The organism is Brevibacterium sanguinis (assembly GCF_039528855.1).
Lineage (GTDB): Bacteria > Actinomycetota > Actinomycetes > Actinomycetales > Brevibacteriaceae > Brevibacterium > Brevibacterium sanguinis.
On sequence record NZ_BAAAMB010000006.1, the window covers coordinates 309,674 to 330,268 of the forward strand.

A 20,595-nucleotide genomic window follows, 5' to 3' on the forward strand; every position below is an offset into this window, starting at 1 on the left:
AGGCGCCTGCGACGAACATCACCGCCGTCGGGCCAGGGCGATCTCTTGATTACTGTACCGTCTGGCCGGTACAGTAAAGGCATGACTTCACCACAGACACTCCACGTGCGCGCCGGCCGGCGTGAATGGCTCGGCCTGGCTGTGCTGATGATCCCTGTCCTCCTCATCTCCATCGACAACACGGTCCTCGGCTTCGCCCTCCCGGCGATCAGCACGGGCCTCCACCCCACGGGCACGCAGCTGCTGTGGATCGTCGACATCTACGCCCTCATGCTCGCGGGTCTCCTCGTGGCGATGGGCAGCATCGGCGACCGCTTCGGCCGGCGGCTGCTCCTCCTCATCGGCGCGACCGGCTTCGGAGCCGCGTCCCTGGTCGCTGCGTTCTCGACGACGCCCGAGATGCTCATCCTCGCCCGCGCCCTCCTCGGCGTCTTCGGGGCCACGCTCATGCCCTCGACGCTCTCCCTCATCCGCAACATCTTCCTCGACCCCCGCGACCGCCGCATCGCGATCGCGACCTGGGCCGCGCTCTTCGGCGGCGGTGCCGCCCTCGGCCCCGTCGTCGGCGGTCTCCTCCTCGAGCACTTCCACTGGAGCTCGATCTTCTTCATCAACCTCCCCCTCATCGCGCTCTTCATCCCGGCCGCGCTCCTTCTCCTGCCGGAATCGCGCGACCCGAACCCCGGCCCCATCGATCCCCTCTCGATCGTGCTCTCGATGCTCACGCTCACCCCGCTCGTCTTCGCCATCAAGCACGGGATGTCCGAGGGCCTCGACTGGCTCCTCGTCGCAACGGTCATCGTCTCGCTCATCGCCGGGTTCCTCTTCGTCCGCCGGCAGCTGGCGTCCGCCAACCCGATGCTCGACGTCCGGCTCTTCGCCAATGCGGTGTTCACCTCGGCGGTGGTGGCGAACCTGCTCAGCCTCATGGGCCTCGCCGGCTTCCTCTACTTCGGCACGCAGGTCCTCCAGCTCATCCTCGGCCTCTCCCCGGTGACCGCGGCACTCGCCCTCGTCCCCGGACTCGTCATGTCGATCGCGGCCGGCTACCTCGCCGTCCCCCTCGTCGCCCGCATCCGGCCCCGCGTCGTCGTCCCCGCCGCGCTCGCCCTCAACGCGGTCGGGCTCGCGTTCGTCGCGTTCACCCCGGAGCCGAGCGTGCCCGGCATGATCATCTCCTTCATCGTCCTCGGCGCCGGCATCGGCACCGCCGAGGTGATCACCAACGACCTCATCCTCACTGCGGTGCCCGCGAACAAGGCCGGAGCCGCCTCGGCGATCTCCGAGACCGCCTACGAGTTCGGCTCCGTCATGGGCACGGCCGTCCTCGGCGGCCTGACGACGATGGTCTTCGGCCGCCAGCTCGCCTCCCACCTCGGCGAGAAGGCCGACGATCCGGCGTTCGAGACGCTCGGATCCGCGCTCGAGCGCGCCGGTGAGATCGGCGGCCGCCTCGGCGATGAGCTCGCCGACACCGTTGTGCGCGCCTTCGACCTCGGCGTGCAGTGGGCGGCCGGGGGCGCGACCGTCGTCGTCCTCACCGCCGCCGTCCTCACGGCCTTCGGCCTCAAGGGCGCCGGCCGCGGACCGCAGACCGAGGCCGCTGAGGTGCGGGAGCCCGTGTCTGCGCACTGACGCTCCCACGATGAGAAGCGCCGAGGTGGGGAGGACCTGATCGTCTGCCCCACCTCGGCGCTTCGGTGCCTCACATCCCCGCGGTCAGCGAGCGGCGAGGGCCTCGGAGTCGTCGGCCCGTGCCCGCTGCCGCCGGCGGGCGAGGACCCGGCCGGTGCCCGTGTAGATGAGGGCGGCGATGAGGATGAGGTAGAGGACGATGCTCATCGGCGACGCGATGAGCACCGAGGCATCGTTGCCCGAGGACAGCAGCGCATCGCGCAGGCTCGTCTCGGCCAGGGGGCCGAGCACCATGCCGATGAGCAGCGGCGCCAGCGGCACCCCGTAGCGCTTGAGCACGAAGCTGATGATCGCGATGCCCAGCAGCACGAACAGCTCGAACGTCGACGCCGAGGTGGCATAGATGCCGAGCCCGCAGAAGACCGCGATGCCGCCGTAGAGGTACGGCTCGGGGATCTTGAGCAGCTTCGCCCACAGCGGCGCGAAGGGCAGGTTGATGAGGAGGAGGACGATCATCGCGATGAAGAAGCTCGCGATGAGGGCCCACACCAGCTCCGGTGCCCGATCGAAGAGCAGCGGTCCCGGCTGCAGACCGTACTGGCGGAAGGCCGCGAGCATGATCGCCGCGGTCGCCGAGATCGGCAGACCGAGCGCGAGCAGCGCTCCCATCGCGATGCCCGTCGTCGCGCTGCCGGCGGCCTCGGGCGCGGCGAGACCGCGGATCGCGCCCTTGCCGAACTGCGGGTCCTTGCGGCGCGAGTCGAGTTTGCGCTCGAGTCCGTACGCCATGAACGTCGGGACGTCGGCGCCGCCGACGGGGATGACGCCGAAGGGCAGGCCGATCGCCGTGCCGCGCAGCCACGCGGGGGCGGCCTCGCGGAACTCGCGGCCGGAGAGGAACGGCCGGCCCGAGGCGTTGATCGTGTTGTCCTTCGGTGCGCGCCGGATCCGGGAGGCGATGAAGAAGACCTCGCCGAGGGCGAGCATCGCGACGGTGACGGTGACGAGCGAGACGCCGTCGAAGAGCTCGGGCTCCCCGAAGGTGAAGCGCTCGGTGCCCGAGACCGAGTCGATGCCGATGACGGAGATCCCGATGCCGAGCACGAGCGCCATGAGGCCCTTGAGCACGGAGTCGGCGACGACCGAGGAGGTGGCGACGAACGCGAAGAGCGCGAGCGCGAAGTACTCCGCGGGTCCGAAGCTCGTCGAGAGGTCGGCGAGCAGCGGGGCGATGAAGACGACGAGGATGCACGAGATGATGCCGCCGATGAACGCGCCGATCGCCGCTGTCGCCAGGGCCTGCGGGGCGCGACCGGATCTCGCCATCTTGTGGCCCTCGAACGTCGAGGCGATCGCCGAGGACTGGCCCGGCGTGTTCATGAGGATCGCCATTGTCGAGTCGCCGAAGAGACCGCCGAAGTAGACGCCGGCGAACATGATGAACGCGCCGGTCGGGTCGAGGGCGAAGGTCATCGGCAGCAGCAGGGCCACGGCCATCGACGACCCGAGGCCCGGCAGCACGCCGACGGCGGTGCCGAGGAAGCAGCCGACGATGACCCAGAGCAGGTTCATCGGCGTGAATGCGTGGGTGAACCCTTCGAAGAGGGACTGGACGGCATCCATATCAGATTCCACCTCCGAGGATTCCCGAGGGCAGGTTGAGCCCGAGCAGGACGTCGAATGCGATGTAGACGAGCGAGGAGACCGTCAGTGCGAGCGTGAGGTCGAACAGCGGTCGGCGCGAGCCCATCGCGCGGGCCACGCACCAGAAGAGGAGCGCGGCGGCGATGATCCAGCCGGCGAACTCGAGGATCGCGGCGAAGGCGGCGAATCCGCCGACGGCCCAGCCGAGCGAGACGAAGTCCGAATGCGTGCGATGCGTCGTGTCCTCAGCGCGCGCCTCGGCGATGGCCCTGAGGTCCGAGGTCGGCTCGTCCTCCTCGTGCGGAGCCAGCCGGGAGGCCGCGACCGCCGAGGTCACCGGGGTCGAGAACGCCTTGTCCTCGACCGCCTCGGCGGGGGCGATCGCGTCAGCGTCGACGGGTTCGGGGTTGCGGATGATCGCGATCGCCAGGAGCACCGTGATGGCGTAGCCGGCGATCATGATGATCATCGGGAAGAACTGCGGCCCGGGCGGGTCGACGTCCTCGGCGACGTCCATCGTGAGGATCCCGATGAGCAGGTACGTCGAGAAGGCGCCGAGGATGAGCGGGACGAGGAGACCCGAGCGGCCGTGCCACCAGGTTCCCTCGCCGAGGTGGCCCGTGCGGGTCCGTGTGCGATTGCCTGATCTGTTCGCCGTCGTGGTCACAGTCCCAGCTCCTTCAGGAGGTCTTCGATGCGACGGGTGTCCTCGGCGATGAAGTCGGCGAACTCCTGGCCGGTCAGCCACACATCGGTCCACTTGTTGCGCTCGAGGGCGCCCTGCCACTCCGCGCTGTTGCGGGTGGCCTCGAGGATGTCGACGAGCTGCGCGGTCTCGTCCTCGGTGATGCCCGGGGCACCGAGCCAGCCGCGCCAGTTCGTCAGCGTGACCTCGAAGCCCTGCTCGCTCATCGTCGGGATGTTCTCGAAGCCGGCGAGGCGCTCGGGAGAGGCGACGCCGAGGGCTTTGACGCGTCCGGCCTCGATCTGGTCGGAGACCTCGTTGAAACCCGTCGAGGCGAAGTCCGTCGTCCCCGACAGCAGGGTCTGGATCGCCTCGCCACCGCCGGACTTCGGGATGTAGGTGATCGACGACGGCGGGATGTCGCCGAGGAGGGCGAGCTGCGCGATCGTCAGGTGGTCGACCGAACCGGCCGATCCGCCCGTCCACACGAAGCCCTCGGGGTCCTCCTGCCATGCCGACATGACGTCGCCGAGGGTGTTGTACGGCGAGTCGGCGGCGGCGATGAGGACGTCGTAGTCCTCGGCGACGCGGGCGAGCAGGGTGGTGTTGTCGAAGCCGACGGGGGAGTCGTTGAGGGCGATCCCGCCGACCATCGCGGTGCCGGTGGCCAGCAGCGTGTCGGCCTGGCCGTCCATCGTCGAGAACTTGCCGAGCCCGATCGTGCCGCCGGCGCCCGGGATGTTGACGACCTGGGCGTTGTTGGCGATGCGGGTCACGCGCATCGCCTGCTGGGTCTCGCGCGCGAATCCGTCCCAGCCGCCGCCCGCACCGGCGGGGGCGATGAGGGTGAGATTCGAGGAGAGATCCCCGGTCGCCGAGGCGGAGCGGATCGAATAGCCGGTCGCCGTGCCGATCGCCGCGACGGCGATGACGCCGTAGGCGACCTTGCCGAACAGGCGACGGGAGACGCCGCCGGATCTGTGTGGGTCCCCGGAATCGGGGGCGGTGCCGGAGTCGGGGCCGCCGGGCGGCCCTGCGCTGCCGGATGACTGCATCATCATTGAGCAGATGTCCCTTCTTCATCGTCGAAGAACGCCTTCACCTGCGAAGACGTACGTAATCCTCAGTCTAGTGTGGCGTGGGTCACCGTCCGAGGTTGAGTGCAATAAACCCGTTTGCCGCGTTCTGCGCCTTCTGCGCATTCTGCTCACGGCGGGGTGTGCTGGAGTGTGCTGCGGTGTGCCGGGGTCGGCGATCCCTCGCACCCGGGCCCCCTTGCACGGGTGGCTATGGTGGGCACATGACGTCTTCCGATTCCCCGCACCCCGATCCGACCCCCGCCGAGGCGATCGCCCCCGACGCGGGCACCCCGACCGCAGCTGAATCGGGCACCCCGGCCCCCGCCCCCACCTCGGCGCCGGTGGCGAAGAAGGTCCCGCACGAGCGCACCCACCACGGGCACACCTTCGTCGACGACTACGAATGGCTGCGGGACAAGGAATCTCCCGAGGTCATCGCCCACCTCGAAGCGGAGAACGCGTGGACCGAGGCGCAGACGTCCGACATCGCCGGGCTGCGGGAGGCGATCTTCACCGAGATCAGGACCCGCATCAAGGAGACCGACATGTCGGTGCCGACCCGGCGCGGCGGGTACTGGTACTTCACGCGGACCCGGGCCGGACTCGACTACGGCATCCACGTGCGCGTGCCGATCGCGGACGCGCAGGACTGGACGCCGCCGGAGGTCGGGGACGAACCGCTGCCCGGCGAGGAGGTCATCTTCGACTCGAACGAGGCGGCGCAGGGCTCGGACTTCTTCTCGCTCGGGACGTTCTCGCTCACCGACGACGGTGCCCGCCTCCTCTACGGCGTCGACACCGCCGGCGACGAGCGCTACGTCCTGCGCATCCGCGACCTCGCCACGGGCGAAGACCTGCCGGATGTCATCGAGAACACCTTCGCCGGGGCCTCGATCGACCCGACCGGCCGCTTCGTCTTCTACACCACCGTCGACGACGCGTGGCGCCCGGAGAAGGTGTGGCGCCACGCTGTGGGCTCCGACAGCGCCGACGACGTCTGCATCTTCCACGAACCCGACGAGCGCTTCTTCGTCGGCGCCGGCTTCTCCCGCTCCGGCCGCTACCTCTTCATCGTCACCGGGTCGAAGACGACGACCGGCTACTGGACGCTGCGGACGAGCGACCTCGAGGCGGCCCCGGCCGAGGTGTGGCCCCGCGTCGACGGCGTCGAGTACTCCGTCGAACACGCCCTCATCGACCACGAGGACCGCTTCCTCATCACACACAACCGCGACCGCGCCGACTTCGACATCATCGATGTGCCCGCCGCGAACCCGACCGGCGACGCCACGGAGACCGCGGACGCCGTCGACGCCCCCGCCGGCACGAGCCTCGACCCGACGACGACCGGCCGCCGCGTCCTCGTCGACGTCGACGGCCTGCGCATCGAGGAGGTCGACGCCTTCGTCGGCTACATCGTCATCAGCTATCGCCGAGGCGGCTTCGCCCGGGTCGGCATCGTCCCCCTCACCGGGGCGCCGAGCACCCCGTTCGGTCCGCTCGAGGAGCTGCCCTTCGACCGGGAGACCGGCACGCTCGGCCTCGGGCCGAACCCCGAGTTCGAACAGCCGGCGATCCGCCTGACGTTCACGTCGATGTCGACGCCCGCCGTCGTCTTCCAGCACGACATCGCCACCGGAGCCGACACCGTCCTCAAGCGCCAGCCCGTGCTCGGCAGCGTCGACCTCAACCAGTACGGCGAATCCCTCGTCTGGGCGCGGGCCGCGGACGGCACCGAGATCCCCGTCTCCCTCGTCTACCGCACCGACCTCGTCGATGTCGGACCCGACGGCCGCCTCGGCGCCCCGGCCCCGCTCGTCCTCTACGGCTACGGCTCGTACGAGATCAGCGTCGACCCGTACTTCTCCGTCGCCCGGCTCTCCCTCCTCGACCGCGGCGTCGTCTACGCGATCGCGCACGTGCGCGGCGGCGGCGAGATGGGCCGCCACTGGTACGACGAGGGCAAGACCACGGTGAAGACGAACACATTCACCGACTTCATCGCCGTCGCCCGCCACCTCATCGCCGAAGGCTGGACGACCCCGGAGAAGCTCGTCGCCACCGGAGGCTCGGCCGGCGGGCTCCTCATGGGGGCGGTGACGAACATGGCGCCCGAGCTCTTCGCGGGCATCAGCGCCCACGTGCCGTTCGTCGACGCGCTCACCTCTATCCTCATGCCCGAACTCCCGCTCACCGTCATCGAATGGGAGGAATGGGGCGATCCGCTCCACGATCCGGAGGTCTACGAGTACATGCGCTCGTACACCCCCTATGAGAACGTCGCCGAGGCGGCCCACCCGCAGATACTGGCCGTGACCTCCCTCAACGACACCCGGGTCCTCTACGTCGAACCCGCGAAATGGGTCGCCAGGCTGCGCGAGGTCGGCGCCGATGCGCTGCTGCGCACCGAGATGGCCGCCGGTCACGGCGGTGCCTCGGGACGCTACGACGCGTGGAAGGAGACGGCGTTCGACTTCGCGTGGATGCTCCGCGTCCTGGGACGATCGGACGTGCAGATCACCCCCTGAGCGGACGCGTGGCCGTGCAGATAACGATCTGCAGACGAAACGTCTCCCGATGTGTGATTTCGACTACTGGTGTCAGAGGCGCCGAATAGAGTTGATAGCATCACAGTCGTCCAGCACCGACCCGTCCTCGACGCCGAGGACACCCGGGGTCGGTCAACGGTTGGACTGATGCTCGACCGCCCCGAAGCGACGGGGCGGTCATCGGTTCGCCCCGGAGCCTTCAAGCCCCGGGCCGATATTTTTCAAAGGGGAGAAGTATGCGTCTCAAGCAACTGGCCGTGGCCCTCGTCGCCATCGGTTCGATGGCCGCGGTCTCGGCGTGTTCCGGCGGCGACAGCGGCGGAGGTGAGGGCGGCGGGGACTCCTACAGCATCGGCATCTCCCAGCTCGTCCAGCACCCGGCCCTCGACGCGGCGACCGCCGGGTTCAAGAAGTCCTTCGAGGACGCCGGAGTCGAGGTCGACTGGGACGAGCAGAACGCCAACGGCGAACAGGCCAACGCCACGTCGATCGCGCAGAACTTCGCGAGCTCCGACCTCGACCTCGTCCTCGCCGTCGCCACCCCGGCAGCGCAGGCCGCGGCCCAGGCGATCACCGACAAGCCCGTCCTCTTCACCGCCGTCACCGACGCGGTCGAGGCCGGCCTCGTCCAGTCGAACGAGGCGCCCGGCGGCAACGTCACCGGCACCTCCGACCTCAACCCGGTCGCCGATCAGCTGCAGCTCGTCAAGGACGTCAAGCCCGACGCGAAGACCGTCGGCATCGTCTACAGCTCCGGTGAGGTCAACTCGCAGGTCCAGGTCGACCTCGCGAAGGAGGCCGCCCAGGGCATGGGGCTCGAGATCAAGGAGGCGACGATCGCGAACTCGAGCGAGCTCGGCCAGGCCGTCGACTCCCTCGGCAAGGTCGACGCCTACTACGTGCCCACCGACAACAACGTCGTCTCCGCTGTGACGACGATGGTCCAGGCCGCTGAGAAGAACCAGGCGCTGCTCGTCGGCTCCGAGGCCGGACAGGTCGAACAGGGCGCGGCGATCACCCGCGGCATCGACTACACGAAGCTCGGCGAGCAGACCGGCGCGATGGCGCTGCAGATCCTCCAGGACGGGGCGAAGCCGGCGGACATGCCGGTCGAGACGAGCGAGACCCTCGAGCTCGTCGTCAACCCCGAAGCGGCGAAGAAGCAGGGCGTCGAGATCCCGCAGACCCTCATCGACGAAGCCGACAAAGTCATCGAATGACGCCGAGGCGGGTCTGCGGTGAGTGCTCACCGCAGACCCGCGTCGTGTTCCCTCCCACCAACCCTCTCACCAACCGCAGGCGGCGTGAGCCGCCTGCGCAGCGCCCGGGACGAGTCCCCGGGCGGCACGGCAACCAGGGCGATGCCCTGACGATCTGATCGGACAGCAATGTACGGAGCGCTGGAGCTCGGGCTCATCTACGCAGCCATGGCCTTGGGTGTCTACCTCACCTTCAAGGTCCTCAACTTCCCCGACCTCACCGTCGACGGAAGCTTCACCACGGGAGGCGCCACCGCGGCCTCCCTCATCATCGCCGGGGTCAACCCGTTCCTCGCGACGCTCGCCGCCGTCGGCGCCGGCCTCATCGCCGGGTTCATCACCGGCCTCCTCCACACGAAGGGCGGCATCGACGGACTGCTCGCCGGCATCCTCACGATGATCGGCCTGTGGTCGATCAACCTGCGGATCATGGGACAGGCCAACCTCTCCCTGCTGCGCGAGGACACCGTCTTCACCCCGCTGCGGGCGAACATGTGGCTGGGGACATGGGTGTCGATCGCGATCCTCATCGCCTTCGTCCTCGTGCTCAAGTTCCTCGTCGACTGGTTCCTCACCACCGACCTCGGACTCGCCATCCAGGCCACCGGCAACAACCGCGAGATGATCCGCAGCCTCGGCGTCAACACCGACAACACGACGATGCTCACGCTCGCGCTGTCGAACGGACTCGTCGCCCTCTGCGGCGCGCTCATCGCGCAGTACCAGGGGTTCGCCGACATCAGCATGGGCATCGGCCTCATCCTCGTCGGTCTCGCCTCGGTCATCCTCGGCCAGGCGATCTTCGGCAACCGGAACATCGTCATGGCCAGCCTCGGCGCGATCCTCGGGTCGGTCATCTACCGCATCATCATCTTCCTCGCGCTGCGCGCGGGCCTCAACACCGATGACATGAAGCTCACGACCGCACTGCTCGTCATCGTCGCGCTCCTGCTGCCGCGGTGGGGCTTCCTCAAGCGGATCCCGTCCCTGCGCTCGCGCGGCAACCGGGCTCCGGCGAAGCTGCCCGAGGGCACGACCGACGATCCGGCCGTCGTCCATGCCGCACAGGGCGGCGTCTCCGCGGGGACTGCCGGTCCGCGCTCCTCGACCGTGAAGGAAGGCTGAGCCATGCTGACGATCGACGCGATCTCGAAGACCTTCTTCCCCGGCACCGTCAATGAGCGCAAAGCGCTGCAGAACCTCTCGCTCACCCTCGCCGAATCCGATTTCGTCACCGTCATCGGGTCGAACGGGGCGGGCAAATCGACCCTGCTCAACACGATCTCCGGTCGACTGCCCATCGATTCCGGATCGATCACGATCGACAGCGCCGAGGTGGCGAAGAAGCCCGAATATCGCCGGGCCGCCTACCTCGGGCGCGTGTTCCAGGATCCGATGGCCGGGACCGCACCCGACCTGACGATCGAGCAGAACCTCTCGCTCGCGCTCAAGCGCGGACGGTCCCGTGGGTTGGGGCGGGGGACCACCTCGGCGCGGCGGGAGCGCTTCCGGACCGAACTCGCGACCCTCGAACTCGGGTTGGAGAACCGCCTGAAGACGAAGGTCGGGCTGCTCTCCGGTGGGCAGCGGCAGGCGCTCAGCCTCCTCATGGCTGGGTTCACGCAACCGCGGATCCTCCTCCTCGACGAGCACACCGCTGCCCTCGACCCGCAGCGGGCGGCGCTCGTGACGGAGCTGACGGAGAAGATCGTCGCCGCCGACGGGCTGACGACGCTCATGGTCACCCACAACATGGAGCAGGCGATCTCGCTCGGCAACCGGCTCATCATGATGCACGAGGGCCGCATCATCTACGAAGCCGACGCCGAGAAGAAGAAGACGCTGACGGTCGAGGCCCTGCTCGGGGAGTTCTCGAAGCTCAAGGGCGCCTCGCTCGGCGACCGCGCACTCCTCAACTGAGGTCCGGCGCGCTGCTCGACTGAGGTTCCGCGCGGCTGCTCGCCTGAGGTCCGGCGCGGCTGCTCGACCGAGGTTCCGCGCGCTCGATCGAGGTTCGACGCGGCGCTCGACTGAGATTCGACGTAGCGCTCGACTGACGCTGCGCTGACCAGCACGGTTTTCATCACCGACCGTGCCGGTCAGCGGAGCGCACTGCATTCAGGCAGGAGTGCGCGCTGCATTCCGGCAGGAGTGATTGCTGTTTCTCTGGATGACGGCGTCCCTTTGAGATGGTTCGCCGAAGCTGTTAACCTCCCACACCATGGGCAGTTCCAGGAGCTCGAGATCACACCGCCGTGGTCGAACGACCCCGGAAACGCCATCCTGGCAGCCGCCATCCCGGCAGCGGCATCGGCCGCATCGGCAACTCCCGCAACGGCATCGGCCGCATCGGCAACCCCCGCAACGGCAATCCCCGCAGCGGCGGGAGCCGGCAGGCATCAGTTCGAGCGGTGGAGACCCCTGACCGCCCGACACCGCCTCACGCAGACGAAGTGCGCCGGAGCGCCGTATTCCTCCCCGCCGGCCACGACTCCGCAGGCCGGCTTTGCCGTGCCCCTGAACGCCGCTGACCCGCCGATCTGAGCTGCCGAACGCGCTGCCGCAGAACAGCCCGCCACCGGATCACAGCCCGCCACCGGACCACAGCCCATCACCCGTCACCGAGACCGACCACTGAGAAAGGCCCATCGTCTTGTCCCGCGACTCGACCGACGACCGTCACACCACGCCCGACACCGCACCTGACCCTGAGGCCACGCCCGACACCACGCCCACCGACGCGGCGCCCGAGCACTCCCTGTCGCTGCGCACCCCGGCCCGCCGCGCCTCCCGCGACCGGATCAGAGCCGACGCCAAACGGGTCGGCCGCGACGCCAAGCGGGTGAGCCGGGATGCCGGCAAGGGCCTCGGCGCCCTCGACTACGCACGTCCCAAACCCGCAGGCGGAACCACCTCGGCGCCGGCGGACGGGGTGGATGAGGAGACGTCGACGCAGTACCCGCACGACATCCACCCGATCCTCGTGCCGGGCATCGCGATCGACGAACAGCGGCGCCGGTACTCGATCGACAAGGTGATCTTCGCGATCGCCGGCGGCCTCACCGTCGCGTTCGTCATCTGGGGCATCGCCGACCCCGGCAGCGTCTCCACCGTCGCGAAGGCCGCCTTCGACTGGTCGACGCTCAACGTCGGCTGGTTCTTCAACCTCGTCGCGATCGTCGTCCTCGTCGCCCTCCTCATCATCGCGTTCTCGCCGTACGGGCGGATCCCGTTGGGCAAGGACGGGGAGAAGGCGGAGTTCAGCACGTTCGCGTGGGTCGCGATGCTCTTCGCCGCCGGCATCGGCATCGGCGTCCTCTTCTTCGGCCCCTCCGAGCCGCTCACCTACTTCATCACCCCACCGCCGCTGACGAACGACCCGGAGACCATCGAGGCCCTCCACGGCTCGATGGCCCAGACCTACTACCACTGGGGCTTCCACGCGTGGGCGATGTACGCCCTCGTCGGCGGGGCGATCGCCTACGCCGCCTACCGCCGCGGCCGCTCTCTCCTCCTCTCCTCGATCTTCCGCAGCCTCTTCGGCAAGCGCCAGACCGAGGGCTTCGCCGGCCGCCTCGTCGACATCTTCGCGATCGTCGCCACCCTCTTCGGGACCGCGGCCGCACTCGGCATCGCCGCGATGCAGATCGGCACCGGTGTGACGATCGTGTCCGGGGCCGGTCCGATGACGAACACGATGCTCGTCATCATCATCTGCATCCTCACCGTGGGCTTCATCATCTCCGCGGTCTCCGGCGTCTCACGCGGCATCCGCTACCTCTCGTCGATCAACATCGTCCTCACGGTCGGCATCGTCGCGCTCGTCCTCTTCCTCGGCCCCACCCTCTTCCTCCTCAACCTGCTGCCCTCGGCGCTCATGGAGTACCTCGGCTCGTTCTTCGACCTCATGGGCCGGTCCCTGTCGTGGGGATCGGAGACGCAGGAGTTCCAGTCGGTGTGGACCGTCTACTACTGGGCGTGGTGGATCTCGTGGTCGCCGTTCGTCGGCACGTTCATCGCCCGGATCTCCCGCGGCCGCAGCATCCGCCAGTTCATCCTCGGCACGATCTTCATCCCCTCGACCCTCCTCTTCGTCGCGTACGGCATCATGGGCGGCACGTCGATCTGGATGTACCGGGAAGGTGCGGCCGGGTTCACCGAGACGATGGAGGCCCCCGAGGTGTTCTTCACCCTCATCGGCAACCTCCCGGGCATCGGCTGGCTGCCGGCTGTCGCGATCGTCGTCCTCGCGATCTTCTTCATCACCTCCGCCGACTCCGCGTCGGTGGTCATGGGCATGCTCACGAGCCGCGGCGACCAGACGCCGAAGAAGTGGGTCGTCGTGTTCTGGGGCCTCGTCATGTCGGGCATCGCCGTCGTCATGCTCCTCCTCGGCAACGCGAGCGCCCTCGAAGGCCTCCAGCAGCTCGTCATCGTCACCGCCGTGCCGTTCGCCCTCGTCATGATCCTCATCATCGTCGCGTGGGTGAAGGAGCTGCGCACCGACCCGATCGCGCTGCGCCGCAAGTACGCGCAGAACGCGGTCGACAACGCTGTCGTCGCCGGAGCGGAGACCTACGGCGACAACTTCGCCCTCCACGTCGTCCCGACCGAACCCGGGGACGGGGCCAACGGCGACATCGACTCCGAGCACGAGGACTACACCGACTGGTACCAGCGCACCGACGAGGACGGCGCACCCGTCGGCTACGACTACGAGACCGGCCAGTGGGCCGACGGGTGGACCCCGGAGTCCGCGGACTCACCGGACAGCGAGACGGACCTCCCCGCCGAGGCGGCCGCAGGGTCCGACTCCGACCCCACCGAGGCGACTGCCGGGTCCCGCCTCAGCGGTGCCGTGGAGACCGGGGGTGAGCAGGAATCCCGTCCGCGTGACTGAGGCGCCGGCGCTGCCGCGGCGGTCAGGGCGGGTGCCGTGACCACCGCGATCTCCTCAGGCAGCGTCAGAGTCCGAGGCGGTCTGCCGCGGCGACGATCTCGCCCAGGTCGGCGATGAAGCCTGCCCGGCGGTCATCGGGCCACCGCGCGGTGAGACGAGCGAGGATCTCATCCTGCCAGGCGAGCGCCTCGGCGAGCATCGACTCCCCAGCGGGCGTGAGGACCGAGGTGCGCCGTCGCCCGTCGGCGGAGGAGACTGCGGTGCGCACGATACCTGCCTCGGTCGCCGTTCTCAGCAGGCGCGAAGCCCCGGACTGATCGATTCCGAGGTGCGATGCCACCGCGTTGACCGTGGCATCGGCACCGCGGGACGTCAGGGCATCGACCGCCTCGGCGACGAGGGCGAGCCGGCCCTGCGCCGCCGTGGCGGTCTCATGGCCGGGCAGCTGGCCGAAGCGACGGACGAACGCGAACAGCGCCCGACCGGGATGGTCGGCGCTCATGCGAGCGGGTCGGGGGTGTGGTCGGTGGCCGCCATCTCCCGGCAGATGAAGGCAAGGTCGAGAGCTGACCGGAGACTCGGCTGACGGAGCGCCGCGGTGACGACGGGGGTCTGTGCGGCATCGCTGATGCGGAAGACGGTGGCCACCCGGGTCGGAGTCGGGTTCTGCGGCCACGTCGCCTCCTGCTCGACGACCATGAGGCGCTCGCTGATCGGGTGCCATGATCGCGGGGTCATCCGGATGCCCGACCGGTTCACCCAATCGGCGAACTCCGCCGGAGTGATCGGGCCGGCGCCCTTGGGGCCGAGGACGACGATGGGGTCTCCGACAGCTCGGACGCAGCGGGCGCGGTCACCCGAGTTCACCGCCGCGTGCCATTCGCTGATCGCGGCCTCGATGGCCGGCGTGTGCTGTGAGGTCATGCGGGCAATTATATGCACGGCGCATAGGAATTGTCGTCAACGGCATCGCCGCAGACGTCGACGACCGGCGCCGAGCCGGGTGGGCCGCCGGGTCCGGCCGCCCGCTCCGGGCGGATCGTTCAGAGAGTGAGGGCGAGTCGGAACCCCGTGTGCGCGAGTGACGTGTCGGGGGTGACCGCGGTGCGCGCCGAGGTGCGGTACCGGCGGCAGTAGGAGGCGTGGCACAGGTGGGAGCCTCCGCGCAGGACGGCGCGGTCGTCGTGAGGTGCGACGACCCCGCTCGTCCACTCCCAGACATTGCCGGTCATGTTGTGCAGCCCGAAGCCGTTGGGTGCGAAGGCATCGGCGGCGACGGTGCCGACCGGCTCGGTGGGACCGTCGGGGAAGGTGCCGACGAAGGTCTTCATCTGCGGGACGCCGCCCGGTTCGCGGACCGACCCCCACGGGTAGGGCTGCTGGTCGAGTCCGCCGCGGGCGGCGTACTCCCATTCGGCCTCGGTCGGCAGGCGGGCGCCGACCCAGGCGGCGTAGGCCTCGGCGTCACGTCGCGTCACATGCGTGACGGGATGGTCGGGGAGTGCGACGATGGGCCCATGACCCTCCACTCGTCCCACCGCGGCTGCTCCGCCGGTGCGCCAAGCGACACCGGACTCAGCGACACCGGACTCAGGGGCATCGGGTCCGGAAGCACCGGGACCTGCGGTACCGGGACCTGCCGGGTGCAGCCATGTGGCGCCTGCGACCTGACGCCACCACGGGGTCGCGGCCACGGCCGGGGACTGTGCGCGGACCGCCTCGGCGAGATGACCGGCGAAGACGAGCGAATCGCCGTGGACCTCCGCCTCCGTGCGGTGCCCGGTGGCGAGGACGAACGCGGCGAAGGAGGCGACGGTGACCGTGGTCGCGGCCATCGCGAACGGGTCGACGGCGACCGCACGCACGGGACCCTCACCGTCGGCGGGGTAGGCGAGGGCGTCCTCGCTGCCCATGCGGAACGTGCCGCCGGGCAGTCCGATGAGGCGCAGGTCCTCGGGAGCGGAGGCGGCGAGACTCGCGATGAGCGCCGCGTCGTCGATGAGCCCCGCGTGTTCGGTCGCATTCCGGCCCGGCACAGCCACCTCGGCGGGGGTTTCTTCTGCGCGAACGCCCACCTCGGGTGGGGTCTGCCGCGGCGCACCGGCAGCGGACGGCGATGTTCGCGACGGACCGCAGCATGAGCTCATCACGCACCCCTTTCACTCAGGCTTCACCGCCACCTTAGATCCGGCGCGCCCGCGGACGGTCGCGCCCTGACACACAAGGACGTGACCCCAGTATGCAACCGCCCAACATCGTCGTCATCCAGGCCGACCAGATGGCGGCCGACGCCCTCGGCGCCTACGGCAGCGATGCCGCCCGCACCCCCAACATCGATGCGCTCGCCGCTGCCGGCGCCGTCTTCGACCGCGCCTACTGCGCGACCCCGCTCTGCGCGCCGTCCCGGGCGGCGATGATGACCGGGCGCCTGCCCTCGGAGATCGACTGCCTCGACAACGGCGACGACTTCGCCGCCTCGGTGCCGACGTTCGCCCACCGGCTCCGCAAGCTCGGCTACCACACCGCGCTCATCGGCCGGATGCACTTCATCGGCCCCGACCAGCACCACGGCTTCGAGGAGCGGCTGACGACCGACGTCTACCCGGCCGACCTCGACATGGTCCCCGACTGGACCCGGCCGCTGGCAGACCGGCTCCAGTGGTACCACTCCGCCGATCCCGTGTTCACCGCCGGTGCGGCCACGGCGAACGTCCAGCAGGACTTCGACGACGAGGTGCTCTTCCGCACCCTGCGCCACCTCAGCGACCGGAAGCGGGCGAACCAGGCGGCGGGAGAGGACCGCCCGTTCCTCATGGTCACCTCGTTCATCCACCCGCACGACCCGTACGAGCCGCCGCGGGAGCACTGGGACCGCTTCGCCGAGGCGGCCATCCCCGACCCGGCCCACCTCGCCGTTCCCGACGCGGCCGCCGACCCGCACACCCACCGGCTGCGGACGATGTGCGGATTCGACGAGAGGGAGCCGACGCTCGAGGAGGTCCGACGGGCCCGGCGAGCGTACTTCGCCGCGGTGAGCTATGTCGATGACCACATCGGACGGATCACGACTCGGTTGGCGGAGCTGGGCCTGGCCGAGAACACCGTGGTCATCGTCGTCAGCGATCACGGGGACATGCTCGGGGAGAAGGGGCTGTGGTACAAGATGTCCCCGTACGAGCAGTCCGCCCGCGTCCCGCTCATCATCTCCGGGCCCGCCGAGGTGGTCGCCCCCGGACGGTACACGACGCCGGTCTCGCTCATCGACCTCGCCCCGACGCTGCTCGAGATCGCGCGCACCGGGGCGCTCGCCGGCGACCCGGCGGGGCGGGACCCCGGCGGCGAAGGGGCCGCGCAGTCCGCGGACGCCGACGACGTCGCGGCAGTGCCGCGGGTGCGGGTGAGCGACGTCGACGAGGGGCTGAGCGGGGTCTCCCTCCTCGAGACGGCGCGCCGGGAGACGGCGGGGGAGTCGGGGCCGGCGGAGCGCGACATCGTCATCGAGTACTTCGCCGAAGGCACCCGCCGACCGCAGGTGACGATCGTCCGCGGACCGCTCAAGCTCACCGTGTGCCCCGGCGACCCCGACCTGCTCTTCGACCTCGACGCCGACCCCGACGAACTCGACAGCCGGGCCGCCGATCCCGCCTACGCGGACGTCCACGCGCAGCTGCGGGCGGAGATCGCCGCGCGCTATGACCTCAGCCAGGTCGAAGAGCACGTGCTCGGCTCCCAGCGGAGCCGGCAGCTCGTCGCCGATGCGCTGCGGATCGGTCGGGTCCGGCACTGGGACTTCGACCCGGTGGTCGAGACCGGGTACGTGCGCGGTGACTTCTGGTCGGCGTTCCGCTACGGGAAGATCCCCGCCGAATGAGGCAGGGATGCGGCCGGTGATGGCGTCGCCGCGGCGGTGAGGTCGCCGGCCGCTTCCCATTCACTCACCATTCCGCGCGTTGTGGATCACACTTTGAGCTTGGGGTGGCATCATCGGAAGGAACAGGAGGGAAGCCATGACCAAGTTCGAGTGGACCTCGGAAGTCCCGCTCGCCGCCGAGACCACATACGACTGGCACGCACGACCCGGAGCGCTGACCCGCGTCTCACCGCACTGGGCGCAGGAGATCGTCGAGGAGGGCTATCCGCCGCTCGCGCCCGGGTCGGTCGCCCAGATCAAGGCGAGCCTGCCCGGCAGCTACGGACTCGTGCGGCGCCCGTTCACCGCGGTGCACTCCGAGGGGCCCTCGCGCTTCTCCTTCGTCGACGAGCTCATGAAGGGTCCGCTGAGCCAGTGGAAGCACACCCACGAGTTCACCTCGGAGGCCGGCGGCTCGCAGATCTCCGACACCATCGAGTTCTCGATGACGCCTCAGGGGTTCGAGACCATCGACCGCGCGATGAGCCACTATCTGCAGGCGACGTTCGAGGCCCGCCAGCGCAGGCTCCTCATGGACTTCGCGTTCCTCGAGCGGATGAACGCGCCGCTGCTGCGGTCGAGCACGCCCAAGCACATCCTCATCGGCGGCGGCAGCGGGCTCGTCGGTCGGCAGGTCGCCGCGCTGTTCTCGACCGCCGGCCACTTCGTCCGCCTCCTCGTCCGGCGGGCCCCGAAGTTCGAGTACGAGGTGCACTGGGATCCCGAGCTCGGGATCATCAACCCCCGCGACCTCGCGTGGGCCGATGCCGTCGTCCACCTCGGCGGGAAGTCGATCGCGACCCGGTTCACGAAGAAGGCCAAGGAGGAGATCCGCTCCTCCCGCCTCGATTCGACGATGCTGCTCGCGGAGACGATGAAGGCGCTGCCGGAGGCGAAGCGGCCGGAGGTGTTCGTCTGTGCGTCGGCCGTCGGGGCCTACGGCGCCGAGGCGCAGCGCCCGGTCGATGAGTCCGCGCCCTTCGGTGAGGGGTTCCTCGCCGAGCTGTGCCGGGACTGGGAGGCTGCGGCGGCGAGCGTCGAGGAGGCGGGCATCCGCTGGGTCTCGATCCGGTCGGGTATCGCGCTGACCACCCTCGGCGGGTTCCTCAGGGTGCAGGCGCCGCTCTATCTCGCCGGTGCCGGGGGTCGGCTGGGCAGCGGTGATCAGGGGCTGGCGTGGGTCTCGCTCGATGACCTTGCCCGGTCCTACGTCCATGCGGCGCTGACCGACTATGTGCGAGGTCCGGTCAACGCGGTGGCCCCGCACCTGGTCACGCAGAAGGAGTTCGCCGAGGCGCTCGCCGCCCACCTGCACCGGCCCGCGGTGATCCCGACGCCGGGATTCGTCACCGAACTCGTCCTCGGACGCGACGGCGCCAGGGAGCTTGCGCTCGCCGACCAGAAGGTCGTGCCGACGAAGCTCGAGGAGACCGGATACCAGTTCGCGCAGCCCACCCTCACCGACTGCCTCGACGAGGAGCTCGGCACCGGGGCCTAGAGTTTTCCGGAGATCTGCCGCCCCGGAACCCCATGTGCGCATAGAGTGGCCGCATGAGTGAGCAGTGGCCCGGCCCGATGCCGCCGGAGAACCGCGGTCAGCCGTATGTGCGCAACGCCGGAGTTCCCGGTCACGCGCCGGAGCATCAGCCCGGAACAGGTCCCGGCGACCAGTGGTCCCACGGCGGGCAGCGCCCGGCAGCGGCGTCGGCCGCCGTCGACCCCGGATGGCGCGCGCGGATCGTGTTCTGGGTGTCGATCCTCATCGACCGACTGCCGGCGATCATCATGCTGCCGTTCCTCTATTCGACGTCGATCGCCGACGGGCTCCCGGATCTTGCCGCGATCTATTCTGTGGTGGTGCTCATCGCCGGCATCTTCGCCTGCCTCGTCGGGGTTCTCGCTTTCCTTCTCGTGCGCAACACGAGTTGGGTGCGACGGATGATCGGCGGCGGCATCTATCTCGTCGCCGTCATCCTCGGCATGACAGTGCCGCCGGTGCTGTCGCGGCTGATCACGGAGTACGTCTATCGGATGAACATGGACTACTCGCTGTTCTCGTTCGTCTTCGCCGCCTTCTCGATGGTCGTGACCGCCGCTCTGCTCATCGCCTGGAACATCGTCCGCAACCGGTCGTGGTGGGTCCACCTCGTCGCCGTCGGTCTCGCTGTCGCCTCCGCCTTCGTCGTCGCCGTCACCCAGTACGTCATCACTCTCCAGGCGCCGGCCTTCGGTGTCACTGCAGTCGTCCCGCAGGTGCTCTCGCTTCTCCTGTTCTTCGCCGCGCTCGGTCTGCTCCACGTCTGCGGTCGCCTGCGCGGCGGGTCGGTGCCCGTCGTCGCTCAGCCGGCCCTCGGAGAGCGTCGACGGCAGCAGCCGGGGCCGGCGACGGGCGGTCAGTATTCGGGAGCGCAGTTCGTGGGAACGCAGTATCCGGGTGACCAGTTCTCGGGCGGACAGAATTCGGGTGCTCAGCACCCGGGAGCCCCGAACTACGGCGGACAGCATTCGGGTGGCCCGTACCCGGGCGCCCCGAACCAAAGCGCCCAGTATCCGTATGCCCCCGACCAGAACGCACAGTATTCGGGCGCACCGAACCACGGCGGGCAACACTCGGGAGCCGCCTATCCGGACGCGCAGCGCCCCTATGCCCAGAATCCATTCGCCCAGCACCCAGGTACGGGGCAGTCGAGCGAGCAGGCGGCGGGTGCGCACGAAGCCCACGGCTCCCCGCAGACGTCCGGCCCGAACTCGGCAGGCCAGCCGTACGTTTACGGCCAGCGCGATTCCAACCAGCAGCACGATCCCAGCCAGCCCTACGGCGGCCAGCATTACGACGGCCGGGGGAATGACGGCCAGCACGGAGTCGGCGACCCGTCGCGTCGCCCGCGGCACTGAACAGCAGTCGCCGCCGAGCCCGGAGGGGTCCCAGACAGA

15 protein-coding genes are annotated in these 20,595 nt (G+C 69.4%); 9 read left to right on the forward strand and 6 right to left on the reverse strand.

Going from position 1 to position 20,595, the window contains the following annotated elements:
* Positions 1-81: 81 nt before the first annotated feature.
* Complete coding sequence (locus ABD154_RS08145; RefSeq protein WP_344251030.1) at positions 82-1,635, forward strand: MFS transporter; 1,554 nt, start codon at positions 82-84, stop codon at positions 1,633-1,635.
* Positions 1,636-1,719: 84 nt separating this feature from the next.
* Here ABD154_RS08145 and ABD154_RS08150 read toward each other — a convergent pair whose 3' ends face one another.
* The 3 genes from ABD154_RS08150 to ABD154_RS08160 are packed head-to-tail and all read right to left on the reverse strand — an operon-like array spanning position 1,720 to position 5,025.
* A complete protein-coding gene (locus ABD154_RS08150) occupies positions 1,720-3,258 on the reverse strand; it encodes a tripartite tricarboxylate transporter permease (protein WP_344251031.1) in 1,539 nt (512 codons plus the stop codon).
* A gap of 1 nt (position 3,259) precedes the next feature.
* A complete protein-coding gene (locus ABD154_RS08155; RefSeq protein ID WP_198500483.1) occupies positions 3,260-3,946 on the reverse strand; it encodes a tripartite tricarboxylate transporter TctB family protein in 687 nt (228 codons plus the stop codon).
* Positions 3,943-5,025: a Bug family tripartite tricarboxylate transporter substrate binding protein gene (locus ABD154_RS08160; protein ID WP_232623828.1), complete on the reverse strand. Its 1,083-nt coding sequence runs from the start codon at positions 5,023-5,025 to the stop codon at positions 3,943-3,945. Before ABD154_RS08160 ends, ABD154_RS08155 begins: the two co-directional genes overlap by 4 nt.
* A 239-nt stretch (positions 5,026-5,264) precedes the next feature.
* Between ABD154_RS08160 and ABD154_RS08165 the strand changes: the two genes are divergently transcribed.
* The 5 genes from ABD154_RS08165 to ABD154_RS08185 all read left to right on the forward strand — a co-directional run bounded on the left by ABD154_RS08165 (position 5,265) and on the right by ABD154_RS08185 (position 13,751).
* Positions 5,265-7,571, forward strand: a complete 2,307-nt coding sequence (locus ABD154_RS08165) for a prolyl oligopeptidase family serine peptidase (protein ID WP_344251032.1) — start codon at positions 5,265-5,267, stop codon at positions 7,569-7,571.
* Positions 7,572-7,828: 257 nt separating this feature from the next.
* A complete protein-coding gene (locus tag ABD154_RS08170) occupies positions 7,829-8,812 on the forward strand; it encodes an ABC transporter substrate-binding protein (RefSeq protein ID WP_198500485.1) in 984 nt (327 codons plus the stop codon).
* A 168-nt stretch (positions 8,813-8,980) separates the two neighbouring features.
* Positions 8,981-9,976 (forward strand): ABC transporter permease, encoded by a 996-nt coding sequence (locus tag ABD154_RS08175; protein ID WP_198500486.1) that lies wholly within the window; start codon positions 8,981-8,983, stop codon positions 9,974-9,976.
* A gap of 3 nt (positions 9,977-9,979) precedes the next feature.
* The gene (locus tag ABD154_RS08180; protein WP_198500487.1) at positions 9,980-10,771 is read left to right on the forward strand and encodes an ABC transporter ATP-binding protein; all 792 of its coding nucleotides are present in this window, start codon (positions 9,980-9,982) and stop codon (positions 10,769-10,771) included.
* Positions 10,772-11,651: 880 nt separating this feature from the next.
* Positions 11,652-13,751: a BCCT family transporter gene (locus ABD154_RS08185; RefSeq protein ID WP_344251049.1), complete on the forward strand. Its 2,100-nt coding sequence runs from the start codon at positions 11,652-11,654 to the stop codon at positions 13,749-13,751.
* Positions 13,752-13,815: 64 nt separating this feature from the next.
* Here the strand turns inward: ABD154_RS08185 and ABD154_RS08190 are convergent, their stop codons facing one another.
* The 3 genes from ABD154_RS08190 to ABD154_RS08200 all read right to left on the reverse strand — a co-directional run bounded on the left by ABD154_RS08190 (position 13,816) and on the right by ABD154_RS08200 (position 15,826).
* Positions 13,816-14,253, reverse strand: coding sequence for a MarR family winged helix-turn-helix transcriptional regulator (locus tag ABD154_RS08190; protein ID WP_344251033.1), 438 nt, complete (start codon positions 14,251-14,253; stop codon positions 13,816-13,818).
* Entirely contained in the window at positions 14,250-14,675 is a 426-nt protein-coding gene (locus tag ABD154_RS08195) for a hypothetical protein (protein WP_344251034.1), read from the reverse strand. Before ABD154_RS08195 ends, ABD154_RS08190 begins: the two co-directional genes overlap by 4 nt.
* A gap of 119 nt (positions 14,676-14,794) precedes the next feature.
* The gene (locus ABD154_RS08200) at positions 14,795-15,826 is read right to left on the reverse strand and encodes an SUMF1/EgtB/PvdO family nonheme iron enzyme (protein WP_344251035.1); all 1,032 of its coding nucleotides are present in this window, start codon (positions 15,824-15,826) and stop codon (positions 14,795-14,797) included.
* A 164-nt stretch (positions 15,827-15,990) separates the two neighbouring features.
* Here ABD154_RS08200 and betC point away from each other — a divergent pair, with 164 nt between their 5' ends.
* From betC to ABD154_RS08215, 3 genes are all read left to right on the forward strand, one after another.
* A complete protein-coding gene (gene betC / locus ABD154_RS08205; protein ID WP_344251036.1) occupies positions 15,991-17,622 on the forward strand; it encodes a choline-sulfatase in 1,632 nt (543 codons plus the stop codon).
* A gap of 136 nt (positions 17,623-17,758) precedes the next feature.
* Entirely contained in the window at positions 17,759-19,159 is a 1,401-nt protein-coding gene (locus ABD154_RS08210; RefSeq protein WP_344251037.1) for a TIGR01777 family oxidoreductase, read from the forward strand.
* A 53-nt stretch (positions 19,160-19,212) separates the two neighbouring features.
* The gene (locus tag ABD154_RS08215) at positions 19,213-20,556 is read left to right on the forward strand and encodes a hypothetical protein (RefSeq protein ID WP_344251038.1); all 1,344 of its coding nucleotides are present in this window, start codon (positions 19,213-19,215) and stop codon (positions 20,554-20,556) included.
* Positions 20,557-20,595 lie beyond the last annotated feature (39 nt).

Coding starts and splice junctions, on each gene's coding strand:
- ABD154_RS08145 (WP_344251030.1), top strand. CDS start 82: ATGACTTCACCACAGACACTCCACGTGCGCGCCGGCCGGCGTGAATGG.
- ABD154_RS08150 (WP_344251031.1), bottom strand. CDS start 3,258: ATGGATGCCGTCCAGTCCCTCTTCGAAGGGTTCACCCACGCATTCACG.
- ABD154_RS08160 (WP_232623828.1), bottom strand. CDS start 5,025: ATGATGATGCAGTCATCCGGCAGCGCAGGGCCGCCCGGCGGCCCCGAC.
- ABD154_RS08165 (WP_344251032.1), top strand. CDS start 5,265: ATGACGTCTTCCGATTCCCCGCACCCCGATCCGACCCCCGCCGAGGCG.
- ABD154_RS08170 (WP_198500485.1), top strand. CDS start 7,829: ATGCGTCTCAAGCAACTGGCCGTGGCCCTCGTCGCCATCGGTTCGATG.
- ABD154_RS08175 (WP_198500486.1), top strand. CDS start 8,981: ATGTACGGAGCGCTGGAGCTCGGGCTCATCTACGCAGCCATGGCCTTG.
- ABD154_RS08180 (WP_198500487.1), top strand. CDS start 9,980: ATGCTGACGATCGACGCGATCTCGAAGACCTTCTTCCCCGGCACCGTC.
- ABD154_RS08190 (WP_344251033.1), bottom strand. CDS start 14,253: ATGAGCGCCGACCATCCCGGTCGGGCGCTGTTCGCGTTCGTCCGTCGC.
- ABD154_RS08195 (WP_344251034.1), bottom strand. CDS start 14,675: ATGACCTCACAGCACACGCCGGCCATCGAGGCCGCGATCAGCGAATGG.
- betC (WP_344251036.1), top strand. CDS start 15,991: ATGCAACCGCCCAACATCGTCGTCATCCAGGCCGACCAGATGGCGGCC.
- ABD154_RS08210 (WP_344251037.1), top strand. CDS start 17,759: ATGACCAAGTTCGAGTGGACCTCGGAAGTCCCGCTCGCCGCCGAGACC.
- ABD154_RS08215 (WP_344251038.1), top strand. CDS start 19,213: ATGAGTGAGCAGTGGCCCGGCCCGATGCCGCCGGAGAACCGCGGTCAG.